The sequence below is a fragment of the Leptospira ainlahdjerensis genome (assembly GCF_016919175.1).
GTDB classification, from domain to species: domain Bacteria; phylum Spirochaetota; class Leptospiria; order Leptospirales; family Leptospiraceae; genus Leptospira; species Leptospira ainlahdjerensis.
In genome coordinates, this window is the sequence record NZ_JAFFPU010000035.1 from 154,344 (window position 1) to 167,105 (window position 12,762).

The 12,762-nt window shown below is 41.6% G+C and carries 9 protein-coding genes; 2 read left to right on the top strand and 7 right to left on the bottom strand.

The window, feature by feature from the left end; genetic code table 11:
• Positions 1–21: 21 nt before the first annotated feature.
• On the bottom strand, positions 22–1,278 hold the full coding sequence (locus JWG45_RS10575) for a hypothetical protein (RefSeq protein WP_205279702.1): 1,257 nt from the start codon (positions 1,276–1,278) through the stop codon (positions 22–24).
• Positions 1,279–1,600: 322 nt separating this feature from the next.
• Here JWG45_RS10575 and ppnP point away from each other — a divergent pair, with 322 nt between their 5' ends.
• The gene (gene ppnP / locus JWG45_RS10580; protein ID WP_205279703.1) at positions 1,601–1,915 is read left to right on the top strand and encodes a pyrimidine/purine nucleoside phosphorylase; all 315 of its coding nucleotides are present in this window, start codon (positions 1,601–1,603) and stop codon (positions 1,913–1,915) included.
• Between the two features lie 362 nt (positions 1,916–2,277).
• Here the strand turns inward: ppnP and gcvP are convergent, their stop codons facing one another.
• Genes gcvP through gcvT form a run of 3 tightly spaced genes read right to left on the bottom strand, consistent with a single transcriptional unit; the run spans position 2,278 to position 6,734 of the window.
• On the bottom strand, positions 2,278–5,172 hold the full coding sequence (gcvP, locus tag JWG45_RS10585; protein ID WP_205279704.1) for an aminomethyl-transferring glycine dehydrogenase: 2,895 nt from the start codon (positions 5,170–5,172) through the stop codon (positions 2,278–2,280).
• A gap of 38 nt (positions 5,173–5,210) precedes the next feature.
• Positions 5,211–5,603 carry a glycine cleavage system protein GcvH gene (gene gcvH / locus JWG45_RS10590; RefSeq protein WP_205279705.1) on the bottom strand — a complete coding sequence of 131 codons (393 nt, stop codon included), beginning with the start codon at positions 5,601–5,603 and terminating at the stop codon, positions 5,211–5,213.
• A 15-nt stretch (positions 5,604–5,618) separates the two neighbouring features.
• The gene (gcvT, locus tag JWG45_RS10595; protein ID WP_205279706.1) at positions 5,619–6,734 is read right to left on the bottom strand and encodes a glycine cleavage system aminomethyltransferase GcvT; all 1,116 of its coding nucleotides are present in this window, start codon (positions 6,732–6,734) and stop codon (positions 5,619–5,621) included.
• Positions 6,735–7,276: 542 nt separating this feature from the next.
• Here gcvT and JWG45_RS10600 point away from each other — a divergent pair.
• Entirely contained in the window at positions 7,277–7,570 is a 294-nt protein-coding gene (locus JWG45_RS10600; protein ID WP_205279707.1) for an LA_0364 family Cys-rich lipoprotein, read from the top strand.
• A gap of 87 nt (positions 7,571–7,657) precedes the next feature.
• On the opposite strand, the gene JWG45_RS10605 is transcribed toward JWG45_RS10600, so the two are convergent.
• The 3 genes from JWG45_RS10605 to JWG45_RS10615 all read right to left on the bottom strand — a co-directional run bounded on the left by JWG45_RS10605 (position 7,658) and on the right by JWG45_RS10615 (position 12,640).
• The gene (locus tag JWG45_RS10605; protein ID WP_205279708.1) at positions 7,658–8,857 is read right to left on the bottom strand and encodes a two-component system sensor histidine kinase NtrB; all 1,200 of its coding nucleotides are present in this window, start codon (positions 8,855–8,857) and stop codon (positions 7,658–7,660) included.
• Between the two features lie 100 nt (positions 8,858–8,957).
• The gene (locus JWG45_RS10610; RefSeq protein WP_205279709.1) at positions 8,958–11,123 is read right to left on the bottom strand and encodes a hybrid sensor histidine kinase/response regulator; all 2,166 of its coding nucleotides are present in this window, start codon (positions 11,121–11,123) and stop codon (positions 8,958–8,960) included.
• 683 nt (positions 11,124–11,806) lie between these two features.
• Positions 11,807–12,640 (bottom strand): AraC family transcriptional regulator, encoded by an 834-nt coding sequence (locus JWG45_RS10615; RefSeq protein WP_205279710.1) that lies wholly within the window; start codon positions 12,638–12,640, stop codon positions 11,807–11,809.
• Positions 12,641–12,762: the final 122 nt, after the last annotated feature.

The following is a 12,762-nucleotide window of genomic DNA, read 5'->3' on the forward strand; positions in this document are numbered from 1 at the left end:
AGCGTTTTTTTCTTTTTTTATCTAAGAATTTTCGAAGAGAATCTTATCTTCTTCGAGATGGAGTCTTTCTTCGATTGCGAATTCCGCTGCGATTAAGTCCGCAAATCCGGGGGAATGCGGAAGCCAGGGCATGAGTTGCCAGATTCCCAAAAGTTCTTTGTCGCCTGGAAGAATATAATCTTTCAGAGAAAACGTCTGTAGATTGAATAAAAAGGAGAGTTTACTTTGTGACGTATTTTCATTCTCCCGGAAAGCGATCGTGAGAACGCTTTGGTTTTCAGGAAAACGATTGACCCTGCAATGACGCACAACGTGCTTGGGAAAGAATCTTTCGAGATAAAGGAAGTTCGACAAGATGGGCAACGTCGTCCTGTACCGAATTCTCAAACCGGAAGAATTTACCGTGAGTTCCAAGGATTTGGTCATGATAAAAACCAAGGCCAAAGTAAAAATTCCGAGAAATAGGATCGAAAAAGGGACAAAAAAGAATAGGAATATTGTTTCGAATTCTTTTATCGATAGAAATATAACACCCCATACTCCATAAAATATTCCCATTACAGAAAAAAGGGTCAATTTGTCTTTGATCGTTTTTTCTTTTATCAATTCGATTTTTGTTCCTGTCTCGTTCGTAGAGAATATTAAATATTTTGAATTCACTTTTGATCTTTCGTAGGAAGGAAAATTTGTCGAGTTGTCTCTGCTATCCAAATTCTCCTTAGAATCGTCCGATATCGGAAGCGGAAGGAGAGATCGAAATTGTGAGAGTTCCCTTTTTAGAGTTTCGAGTTCAAGGTAAGAATGGAGAAGATAAAACGCGCCGTCCGTTTTTAGGAAGAATAGATCCCAAACGGTCCGAAAACCCGACCCGCCGGAAGAACCCGAGGATCCGTTTCTGGAAACAAGCCGCTTCTTTACTTTATAACAAACGATTGCTGAGAGATCAATATTTAGATCCGCTCGACCGGTCTCTTTGATTCTAAGAATTCCCTCTCTCGGAAGGATTCTCTCCTCTTGAGTCGCATCCTTTGTTTTACGATACGTTCCTATGGAAGAAAAAATGAGAAACAAAAAGGAGAAAGTCAAGAATAGGATCAATCCAGGAAAAATAACTTTTCCTTCGGTTAAAAGTTGGATCGTATATATCAATAGTCCGAATCCGAAAATGGAAACGAAAAGTAAAATCAAGATTAGAAAACATCCGATCCATCCTTGGAAACGATACGGGTTTTTAGAGATTTTTACGGCGTAATCGGATTCAAAACTCCAAGTAGACATTGGAACCTCTTATCAAAGTTTTTTTCAAAAATTATATTTCCGAGTTTCATTCCGTTTACGACATATTCTTAAAAATCGAAGATCAGACTCGGCGTCTTTCGAAAAATAAGAACAATCAATGATTGTCTTTTTAAGTTCGGTCAAGTAGTAAAAAAGGAGATCTTTTCGAATCATTTTTCTTAAATTTGAAAGCCCTCCATTCTTAAAATTGTATCCTTGATCCTTTCCTTTAGGAGTCTTGCAAATAAGTCTTTCCCGAAACCATTTGTGATTTTTTTTGAAACCAAATTTGGGAAAGTGAAAAACATTGGATGGAGGCCGCATGGCTCAGTTTGAAAACGTTACCGTTGTAAAAAAAGCGAATATCTATTACGAAGGAAAGGTTACGAGTAGAACCGTTTTATTTTCAGATGGAAGTAAAAAGACTCTGGGAATTTTAATGCCCGGCGAGTACGACTTCGGAACTGACGAAAAAGAAATCATGGAGATTTTAGAAGGGGATTTACTCGTAAAACTCCCCGGCGAAACTTCCTGGAAAGAAATCAAAGGCGGCCAATCCTTTGAAGTCCCCGCGAAATCCAGATTTCAATTGGATGTAAAGAAGATCAGCGATTATTGCTGTTCCTATATCGCGTAATCATTTGACGGAGTTTCGTTGAGAAAGGATTCTTTTTCGTGAATCGAATCCTTTCTTTCGAACGATGCGGATTCGAACGCATCGAGTCGGCCTCAGGAAGATCTTCTAACTTTGTAAAAAAATCGATTACTTCAAAGAAAAAAAACAAGGACCTTAGAGTTGTATCCAAAGTCTCTGGTTTAAAACGTTAGTTATGTCTTATAAAGAACACTTCTTTCAGGACGGAACATTCTCCGTTCGAAGAATTTCTTCGACAAAAGGATTTCGTGAAAATGAAAATACACGATTCCTAAATTAAAATAAAAAGCCGAGATCGTTTTGACCTCGGCTTTTTGCGTTTTTATCGGACTTCGTTTAACAATTCACTGATAACTTTCGATCGGAAGACAGGAACAAACTAGGTTTCTATCTCCGTAGACGTTATCCACTCTTCCCACATACGGCCAGAACTTATGTTCTTTTGTCCAGGATGCAGGATAACCCGCTCTTTCTCTCGGATACAAATGATCCCAACGATCCGACGTCACCATCGCAGCTGTGTGAGGAGAATTTTTTAGAGGATTGTCAGTCTTGTCCAAAACTCCGTTCTGAACGTCCAAAATTTCCTGATGAATGAGAAGCATCGCTTCGCAGAAACGATCCAGTTCTTCCAAAGATTCGGATTCGGTCGGTTCGATCATCAGAGTTCCCGGAACGGGAAAGGACATTGTGGGCGCGTGGAAACCGTAGTCGATCAATCGTTTTGCAACGTCTTCCACTTCGATTCCGGCTGTTTTTTTGAACGGTCTTACGTCGAGAATACACTCGTGAGCGACAAAGCCGTTCTTCCCTTTATAAAGAACCGGGAAGGCTTTTTCCAAACGTTTTGCAATGTAGTTTGCGTTTAGGATGGAAGTTTTGGTCGCATTCGCAAGTCCCTCAGCTCCCATAAGAATGATGTAAGTCCAAGAGATCAGAACGATGCTCGCGCTTCCCCAAGGAGCCGCAGATACGGCGCCGTGTTCGTTCCCGGTCGTGTTATCCACTAAAACGTGTCCCGGTAAAAATGGAACGAGATGTTTTGCGACTCCGATCGGACCAACCCCCGGACCACCGCCTCCGTGAGGTATGCAAAAAGTCTTATGTAAGTTGAGATGGCAAACGTCCGCTCCGATTTCACCCGGACTCGTTAAACCGACTTGAGCGTTCATGTTCGCTCCGTCCATGTAAACTTGTCCGCCGTGCGTGTGAACGATTGTGCAGATTTCTTTTACGGATTCTTCAAAGACCCCGTGTGTGGAAGGATAGGTGATCATCAACGCGGCGAGGTCGTCTTTGTGTTCTTGGGCTTTTGATTTGAGATCTTCTAAGTCGATGTTTCCGTTCGGATCACAGGAAACAACGACCACTTTAAATCCGGCCATCGCAGCGCTCGCGGGGTTTGTTCCGTGCGCCGAGATCGGAATCAAACAAACGTTTCTATGAGATTCTTTTCTACTTTCGTGATATCTTCGGATCGCGAGAAGTCCCGCGTATTCCCCTTGGGAACCTGCGTTCGGTTGTAAAGAAACTCCGGCAAAACCGGTAATCTCGCAGAGCCATTTTTCCAGTTGTTCAAAGATGACTTTGTAACCTTTGGCTTGATCGGCTGGTGCGAACGGATGGATCGCTCCGAACTCCGGCCAAGTCACAGGATACATTTCCGTGGTCGCGTTGAGCTTCATCGTACAAGAACCAAGAGGAATCATCGAAGTAGTTAGAGAAAGATCTCTTGATTCTAATTTTCGAATATAACGAAGCATTTTGGTTTCGGTGTGATGCGACTGAAATACAGGATGTGTGAGATAAGAAGAGGTTCTTTTTAAAGAATCAGGAATCGTATCTGCGTTTGAAAAATTCTTTTCGATCTCCGCGTTTTTAATTCCGAAAATTTCGAAAAGATCCTGAAGGTCTTCTGCGTTTACGGTTTCGTCTAACGCGATTCCGATTCTTCCGTCGTCGTATTGTCTCAGATTGATTTTTTTGGAAAGTGCTTTTTGGAGGATCTCTTTCGCTTTGTTTCCGGCCTGAACCGTGATCGTATCAAAAGAAGAATGTTCCGAGATCGCAAATCCCGCGGATTTCAAACCGTTCGAAAGAATCGAAGTGAATCTATGAATCCTTGTGGCGATGTTTTTCAGTCCTTCCGGTCCGTGATAAATCGCATACATGGAAGAGATTACCGCGAGCAAAACTTGAGCTGTACAGATATTGCTCGTCGCCTTATCTCTTCGGATATGTTGTTCTCTCGTTTGTAGAGAAAGTCTGAGTCCCGGATTCCCTTGTGAATCTTTGGAAACCCCGATCAATCTTCCGGGCATGCTCCGTTTGAATTCGTCTTTTGTCGCGAAAAAGCCTGCGTGCGGTCCGCCGTAACCGAGAGGAAGTCCGAATCTCTGAGAAGAACCGACCGCGATGTCCGCTCCCATTTCTCCGGGCGATTTGAGAATCGTGAGAGCAAGAAGGTCAGCCGCTACGGTCGCGATCGATCCTACGTTATGCGCCTTTTGGATGAACGATGTATAATCTATGATCTTTCCGTCGGTTGCGGGATATTGAAGAAGAACTCCGAAAAAATCTTCGTTGAGTTCTATGATTTCGTGGTTTCCGACTTCCACTTCGATTCCGAGCGGATTGGCTCTCGTAACGACTACGTCGATCGTTTGTGGATGACAGAGTTCGGAGACGAAGAATTTTTTTGCAGTTTCATTCTTACGAACCGAATATGCAAGGAACATCGCTTCCGCGGCGGCGGTTCCTTCGTCCAAAAGAGAAGCGTTGGAAATTTCAAGTCCGGTAAGATCGATGATCATCGTTTGAAAGTTGAGAAGCGCTTCCAAACGACCTTGAGAAATTTCGGCCTGATACGGAGTATAAGCCGTGTACCAACCCGGATTCTCCAGAATGTTTCTTTGGATGACTCCGGGAATCACACAGGTGTTGTATCCGGCTCCGATATAAGAACGAAAGACTTGGTTCTGAGAAGCGATCGTTTTCAGATCTTGAAGAATTTTATGCTCGGTGGAAGCTTTCGGAAGATCCAAAGGTTTTTTTAGACGAATCCCGGCAGGAACCGCTTTTTCGACCAATTCTTCGAGAGAGGAAAGGCCGAGTTCTTTCAACATGATTCCGATCTGTTCCGGATCCGGGCCTATATGTCTTCTTGGAAAGGAATCCAGAGGATCGACACCGACCTTTGTAAGATTTTGTTTGGATTGGTTCTGGAGAGTGGAGTTCATGTTCACCTGCTTTGAATTCTCAAGATTAGACTTTGCTGTTATTCGAGTCCCGCTACGAACGTTTTGTATTTTTCGGGACTGAGAAGTTTTTCGAGTTCGGCTGGGACGAATCCTTTCACCTTAATCATCCAGGAATCAAAAGGTTTTGCATTTACTTCTCCCGGGCTTTTGGAAAGTGCCGGATTGGATTCTATCACTTCTCCGCCGATCGGAGCGTATAAGTCTTCGGCGGCTTTTACCGATTCGATCGTTCCAAAGGTTTCAAATTGTTTGATCGTTTTTCCTGCTTTCGGAAGATCCACGAAGACGATGTCGCCTAACGCGGACTGCGCGAAGTCCGAAATTCCAATGAGAGCAACGTCTCCTTCCACTTTGACCCATTCGTGTTTTTCCGAGAAGAGATATCCTGAGGGCGCTTGCGTTTCTGCCATGATCCGTTTTCCTATTTAATTTTTTCTGATGCTGCCTGGGATAAAAGGCATTGTAGTAATGATAGCTTGTTTCGGTTGTTCTCGGATTTCAATCTGAATCGGTTCCCCGTCTTTGATTTTTTCAGCCGAGATCAGGGCGAGGCCGATTCCCTTTTTCAACGAAGGTGAGAATGTTCCCGAAGTCGTCTTGCCAATTTCGTTTCCCTGAGAATCCAAAACACGAAAGTTTTCCCGAGGGACTCCCGCTTCCGTAAGAGAAAAAGCGACGATTTTCGAAGGAACTCCATTCTTCTTTTGAGAAAGAATTTTTTCGGATGAAAAGTAGGGGATTTCTTTTTCTTTTACGATCCATCCGATTCCGGATTCGATCGGAGTCCAGGAGTCGTTGAGTTCGTGTCCGTAAAGAGGGTATTTCGCTTCGATACGAAGCGTGTCTCTGGCGCCGAGTCCGCAGGGAACAAGACCGAATTCTTTTCCAAAATCTAAAAGTTCTGTCCAGAGTTTGAGTCCGAGAGGAACGGAAGAATAGATTTCAAAACCGTCTTCTCCCGTATAACCGGTTCTGGAAACGATGATCTCTTCCCCTTGAAATGGGAGAATTGCAAAATGATAGTATTTGATCGAATCCAATTCCCGTCCTAAGTATTTGGAAAAAATTTCATTCGCTTTGGGACCTTGGAGGGCGATCTGATGCCAACGAAAACTTTGGTCTTCGACATGCACGTCCTTCGCAGGAAGATACTTAAGTAAGTGTGCGGTCACAGCTTCGTAATTCGAAGCGTTGGAGCAGATCATATATTTCTCGGGCGAGAATTTATAAATCGTAACGTCGTCTACAAGGCCGCCTTTTTCATTCAGAACCGCATTGTACTGAACTTGAAATTCGGAAAGGGACGCGACGGAATTGCAGGTGACGGATTCTAAAAAATCAAGAATCGCCTTGGATTCTCCCGTTACAAAAATCTCTCCCATGTGAGAGACATCGAAAAGTCCGGCGGATTCCCGGGTTGCGTTGTGTTCCGCGATAATTCCGGAATACTGCACGGGCATGTCCCAGCCGCCGAATGGAATCATTTTGGCACCGAGCGCACGATGGGATTCATAAAGAGGAGTTTTTTTATCTTGGGACATAAGGTTTCCGGGTACCAGTTTTTACTAGTTCCATACTAGGACAAATGGATTTTGAGGAAAAAAAGTTCGAATCTTTCGGAAATTCCGATCGGGACCGAATTTAGAATCCTTCCAGTTTTAGAATTTCGGATACAAGGAATCGTATTTGATTCTTAGGGAATAAAATCTGACTTAGAGAATTAGGATTCATCTTCGTTTCTTTGTAAGAATCTCGTTTGAAGAAACATTCCCGGCCCGCAAAAAAACGAGATTTAAGGGTTTAAGGGAAGTTTTTTCGGAAAAAAAATCGGGATATCAAAAGCTTTTTATATTAGAATATTCAAAGAATCGAATGGATCGGATTTTCTGAATTCGGATTCTAAACCCGAGGAGATCATATCCTTTGAAGCCTCTCTAACGGACAGAAAAAAATAAAAAAAATAGAATCGGGATCTAAAAAAGTTTTTTTTCTTTCGGGTTGATTTTGAAAAAACATAACACCATCTTTGTCGAAATAAAATAATTTATTGCAATGATAAGGTGTTTTATTTCAAATTGAGCCTATGAAAAAATATTTATCAATGTTATCGGTCATCCTGTTCGTTGTGTTCTCGTTTCAGTGTTCTGAAATTTCCCCTCGTCAAAAATGTTATGAGGATAACTACTGCAAGTCCGCCGATTCTGATTGTATCGCGGCCTCTTTGTTGATTTCAAGTCTCTTTCAGGGTAGTAGCTCTTCTTCGAGTACTTCATCCAGTTCATCCAATTCTTTTTTGAGTCTCTACTTTAGTCCTATCACTTGTATCGGTGCAAAAGCTTCCTGTGAAGCGGATTGTGACAAAAAACATCCATTCTAAAAAGCGAATATTCCGCCTTACCGCAAATTCAATTGAATTTGCGGTAAGGAAAGATTCTTACAATTACACTCTTGGATCGAAATGAATCTAAGATAAATCTTGGTTCGGTTGATGAAAATCGGATTCTTCTAAAACCGGGAAGAACAAGGAAAACGTCGTTCCTTGCCCGAGTGTGGATTGAAAATCGATAAACCCCGAGTGTTCTTCTACGATCGTTTTTACAACGGCGAGTCCGAGCCCCGTTCCTTTTTCATTTTTTTTCGTGGTGAAAAACGGATTGAAAATTTTTTCTTTTGTAATTTCGTTCATGCCTTCACCCGAATCGCAAATTTCAACACGGAGATATTTTTGCGCGAGAATCGGACTAAAACGATTTGAAAACGATTCTTTGGAAACTAATTCCTGCGTTATTTTAATTTTTCCGTTTCGGTCGATTGCGTCTCTTGCGTTCAACAACAAGTTCAGAATCGCTTGGTAGATTTGACAACTGTCTCCCATTATACGCACGTTTTGCGCTAAATCCAAGTTTTCCATTTCGATTCCTTTTCCCATCGTATATGGAATGATTTGAGTCAGTTCTTTGACGATTCCGGAAACGGAGATGGGTGCAAAAACGCAGTTTGTCGGTTTTGAAAGAGAGAGTAGCTGTTTTGCGATGGACCCGCCACGACCGGCCGCACCGATAATTCTTTGAAGATGTTTTTCGGATTCAGAATTTTTTTCGACGTTCAGTTCTACGAGTTGTGCACACGACAAAATGATAGTCAAAATGTTGTTAAAGTCGTGAGTGATTCCGCCCGCGATTCTCCCGATCGTATCCATCTTTTGCGCCCTTTTTAGTAAATCGGAATATAAGGATTGTTTGATATTTCCTTGTAGTCGGTTGTACGAGATATATTTGAAACTGATTTCAACGGGAATCGTATTGCCAAATTTATGGATCAGGTTGATTTTCAGGACCGTGTTCGAATGTGAACTGACAGAATCCTCTAGGAGAACTTTATTTTTATCGCGTTCCTCGACGATGTCTACAATACGAAGAGTCAGAAGTTCTTCCGCGTAATAACCCAATAATTGATGCGCCTTCGAGCTTATATCTAAAAATTTGCCGTTTCCGTCGGCGAAAAAAATAATGTCTTCGGATCGTTCGATCAGAGCCCTGTAACGAAATTCCGTTTCGTTTTTTGTTTTTTCAACTGCAATGCTTACCGCATCTCCTAATGAAAAACGGGGAATCGACTCTTCTTCAAGATTTCTAAAATAACTTTCAACGTTATAAGAATACATACTTGCTCGGAACCAATTTTTTCTAAGTAATTGCTTAGGCAATAAATATTATAACGAACGTCGAGTTTATCTAAAGAAAAACGAGGCTTTGGTGGATCCGTTATAGAATTTTTTGGATTACGGACTGCACTTCTTCGATTTTATAGGGTTTGTCTAAAATTGCCTTAACGCCTTGCAAAAGAAGTTTTTCCTTTTTTTCTCTTTCTATATGGCCGGAAGTAATGATAACTTTTATTTCCGGTTCTATTTCCTTCAGTTTGAAAAAGAGAGAGTCCCCGCTCATTTCCGGCATTCCTAGGTCTGTGATAACCAGATCGATCGGGTGATCGGGATTCCGGAATGTTTCGAGGGCTTGTTTTCCCGTATTTGAAGTAAAGACGTTACAACCGGATAATTCGAGAATATCTTTTAAGACTTCCAAAACCATAATTTCGTCGTCTACGATCAGCACGTTGGCTTGAATGTTCGTTTGCTGCTTTTCGATTTCTGAAACTAGATTTTCCGCAGTCGCAATGGCGGGAAAGTAGAGTTTGAAGGTAGTTCCTTGATCGGCGGCCGATTCCACGTCGATAAAACCGAAATGGTTTTTTGTTATCGTATCTACGATCGAAAGTCCCAGACCTGTGCCTTTTCCTCTTTCTTTAGTTGTAAAAAAAGGTTCGAAGATTCTTTGTTTTGTCTCCGGGCTCATTCCTTTCCCGGTGTCGCTTACGTGGATACAAACATACTCCTCCGCTTTTCCGGAGAGGAATTTTTTTCGAATCTCCGTTCCTTTTACGGTTGTTTCCAAAATCGTAATTTTTCCGCCGTCCGGCATTGCGTCCCTCGCATTCAATGCTAAGTTTAGAATGACTTGATGAAGATGACTGCTATCCCCTAAAATGATTCCGTTGGTAAGTTCGATTTTTGTTTCTATCGAAATGTTTTTCGGAAGCGAAAATGAAAGTATATCGGTTATTTCTCGAATGATATGCGAAATGGAAATCGGTTTGAGTTCGGAAGAACCCGGTCTTGAAAAAAGGAGAAGTTGTTTTGTGATCGATCCTCCTCTTTTTGCGGCTTCGATAATTCTATGGACGTGTTTGTTTAGTTCCGAATCGTTTTCGATTCTTAACTTCATAACTTCCGCGCTTCCCATAATCATCGTTAATAGATTGTTGAAATCATGGGCGATTCCGCCGGCAAGCAGTCCGATACTTTCCATTTTTTGAGCCTGACGGAGGATTTCTTCCGCGGTTTTTCTTTCCGAAACGTTTCTTACTATCCCTTGTAGAAAGCCGTTTCCCAAAATTTTCGCGTTGATTTCGACGGGTACGATACTCCCGTCTTTGTGTACCAATTTTCTTTCGCTCAAAATTGGTTTCCCCGTAAGAAGTTCGTTCATACGGAGCGGATTTTTTTTGATATCTTCCGGTTCTATGACGTCCCAAATCGTAAGACTCAAAAATTCCTTTTTTGAATAACCTAACAGGGCGCATCCGCTCGGATTAATCTCTACAAATCTGCCGTCTTTGTTTATAAGAAAGATTGTGTCGGACGCTTGTTCCACTAAGGAACGATAACGCGTTTCGCTTTCGGATTTGAGATCTTCGATTCTTTTTCTTTCGATCGCAATCCCGGCGATATGGGCTAACGAATGAATCAATCTTAAATCCAAGTCGGACGGTTTTTTGGGTTCGTCGTAATAAAGCGCAAAGGTTCCTAAAACCTGATTGGAGGGGGAAAGAATAGGATGAGACCAACAAGATCTCAAATGAAATTTTTCTGCGAGGTCTCGGAAGTTCTCCCAGAGCGGATCGGTTTGAATGTTTTGGACGACGATGAGTTTTTTTGTGTAAGCTGCAGTTCCGCAAGAACCAACTTTGGGACCGATTTTTACTCCGTTTATACTATCGTTGTATTCTTTGGGCAGACTTGGTGCCGCTCCGTGTCTAAGAGTGACTCCGTCCTTATCCAAAAGAAGAATACTTGCGTGAATATCGGAACGATACTCTTCGATAGAGGACGTGAGAGTGAGAAGAATGTCTTTGAGAGATTGTCCCGAGGAGAGTTCTTCAAAAACTTGAAAGAGATGATTCAGTAAGAGTTCGATTTTTTTTTGTTCTTCCGCGTCGGAAAGAGCGAGCCAACCTTTGGATTGATATTCATTTCCGAATAACGTTTTGAATAATACGACCGGAAAACGTAAAAGTTTATAGAACGCTTCTAAAATCGAAGCCGATTCCTTTTTTGCAAGTCCGGTTGGATTTATGGAATGCTGAATCATAAAAATTTCCAAGTTCAAAAAAAGAATTCGGAACTCTCTTTCAAGAGACGCGGTAAATCTTTGAATTCTAAATTTAGTTTCGAACAAAATGAATTCATAAACGATTTCCTCAGTATTTTTGGATTCAATTTTGATTCCGATTATCGATTAAAAAATCGGCCATAACTGCTCCGAATGCAAGGGAAGAATAAAACGATAACACAAATCTTAAAAAATGGAATCTGAAAGAGAATTTTGGTTTCGTTTTGGATATATTTTTTTGCAAATTGGAAATTCTATTTCTCTTGAATTCTTATTAAAAGGAAGGGAAACGAATGAAATCGGCGATCCGATTTGTTTTGCGATTGGGATGAGAGATGTCGATTCACGACATCGTATTTTAACTCTTTGAGTCCGCATAACCTTAGCCAGAAGTTGTCTGAATCTTAAGAAGGATTTGTCGGAACTACGACGGCTCCTCTGTGAAAGTCGCGCGCCCCACCCAATTTATGGGTGGCGGGGCGGGTGGTGGAAAAAATTCCGGAAACTTTCCTCTATCACAAAATTCTAATTTTGCAAGCAAGAATCCCCTTGTAGGAACTCCTACAAAATTTCCCTGCTCGGGCCGATTCTCGTTGTATTTCCTTTCAATTTGTGAATATGGTTGCGCGAGTAGGAACGGATCCGGAGAAAGAAAAATACGGTTACAATTTTTTAGATTGAAACGAATCGGTTTTAAGCATCAGTAATTTTGAATATTGCTCGGGGGATTTTCCCACGATCGTTTTGAAATCTTTTATGAAGTGAGCCTGATCGAAGTAACCTAAATCTAAGGCGAGCTGGATTCCATCAACGTCTTTGCCTTTTTCCAATCTTTCCGCGGCTTCGTGCAATCTATATCTTTGAATGACCCACTTTGGAGATACTCCCACATAACGACTGAACTGGCGTTGTAGAGTTCTCTTGTGAATGCGAAGCCGGCTCGCCAAATCATCCACTTTGTGAACGTCCGGATTTTTAAGAACGTACTCGATGACTTCCTGAATCCACAAAACGTTTTCATCCGCTTGTGGAAGATTTTGCAAAAGAATTTCCTCCAGGGTTTTCAATCTTTCCTCGTCGTTTTTTGCGGAAAGAATCAAGTTTTCCAGATAAGGCACATCGACGTGAAAAACTGAATCGATTGGAATCGATCGATTTCGGATAGAACAAACCGGTTTTTGATAAAACGGAAAAAAAGCTCCCGGTTTGAATTTGATTCCCCAGACCTTTCCCAAATCCTTTAGGAGATAAGAAAATTTTCCTTCGATGATTCCTTGAATTCTAGAATTGCCTCGATCGATCACAAGATGAATACTTGGATGTGGAAGTGTTTCGGCGAGTTGCGGTTTTTTTCTACGAAGATCCCATTCCACCGTCCAATGATGTTCTATAAAAAATTCTAAATTTTCGCCCGGAAGGTAACGAGCATGGATTAAATTTTCAGCTTCTTTTTCCGATTTTAGAACTCCTCTCGGTTTGTCATTTTTGGGTTTCATCTTTGATCTATTAAATTCAAAATCAAATCCGGCTCAATGAGATTTTGAATTGCCAGATAGATGTAAGAAAGAAGAGCCCTTCCAAGATTTTTTTACGGAAAATCGAAACTGAAAAATATATG

Coding starts and splice junctions, on each gene's coding strand:
- JWG45_RS10575 (WP_205279702.1), bottom strand. CDS start 1,278: ATGTCTACTTGGAGTTTTGAATCCGATTACGCCGTAAAAATCTCTAAA.
- ppnP (WP_205279703.1), top strand. CDS start 1,601: ATGGCTCAGTTTGAAAACGTTACCGTTGTAAAAAAAGCGAATATCTAT.
- gcvP (WP_205279704.1), bottom strand. CDS start 5,172: ATGAACTCCACTCTCCAGAACCAATCCAAACAAAATCTTACAAAGGTC.
- gcvH (WP_205279705.1), bottom strand. CDS start 5,603: ATGGCAGAAACGCAAGCGCCCTCAGGATATCTCTTCTCGGAAAAACAC.
- gcvT (WP_205279706.1), bottom strand. CDS start 6,734: ATGTCCCAAGATAAAAAAACTCCTCTTTATGAATCCCATCGTGCGCTC.
- JWG45_RS10600 (WP_205279707.1), top strand. CDS start 7,277: ATGAAAAAATATTTATCAATGTTATCGGTCATCCTGTTCGTTGTGTTC.
- JWG45_RS10605 (WP_205279708.1), bottom strand. CDS start 8,857: ATGTATTCTTATAACGTTGAAAGTTATTTTAGAAATCTTGAAGAAGAG.
- JWG45_RS10610 (WP_205279709.1), bottom strand. CDS start 11,123: ATGATTCAGCATTCCATAAATCCAACCGGACTTGCAAAAAAGGAATCG.
- JWG45_RS10615 (WP_205279710.1), bottom strand. CDS start 12,640: ATGAAACCCAAAAATGACAAACCGAGAGGAGTTCTAAAATCGGAAAAA.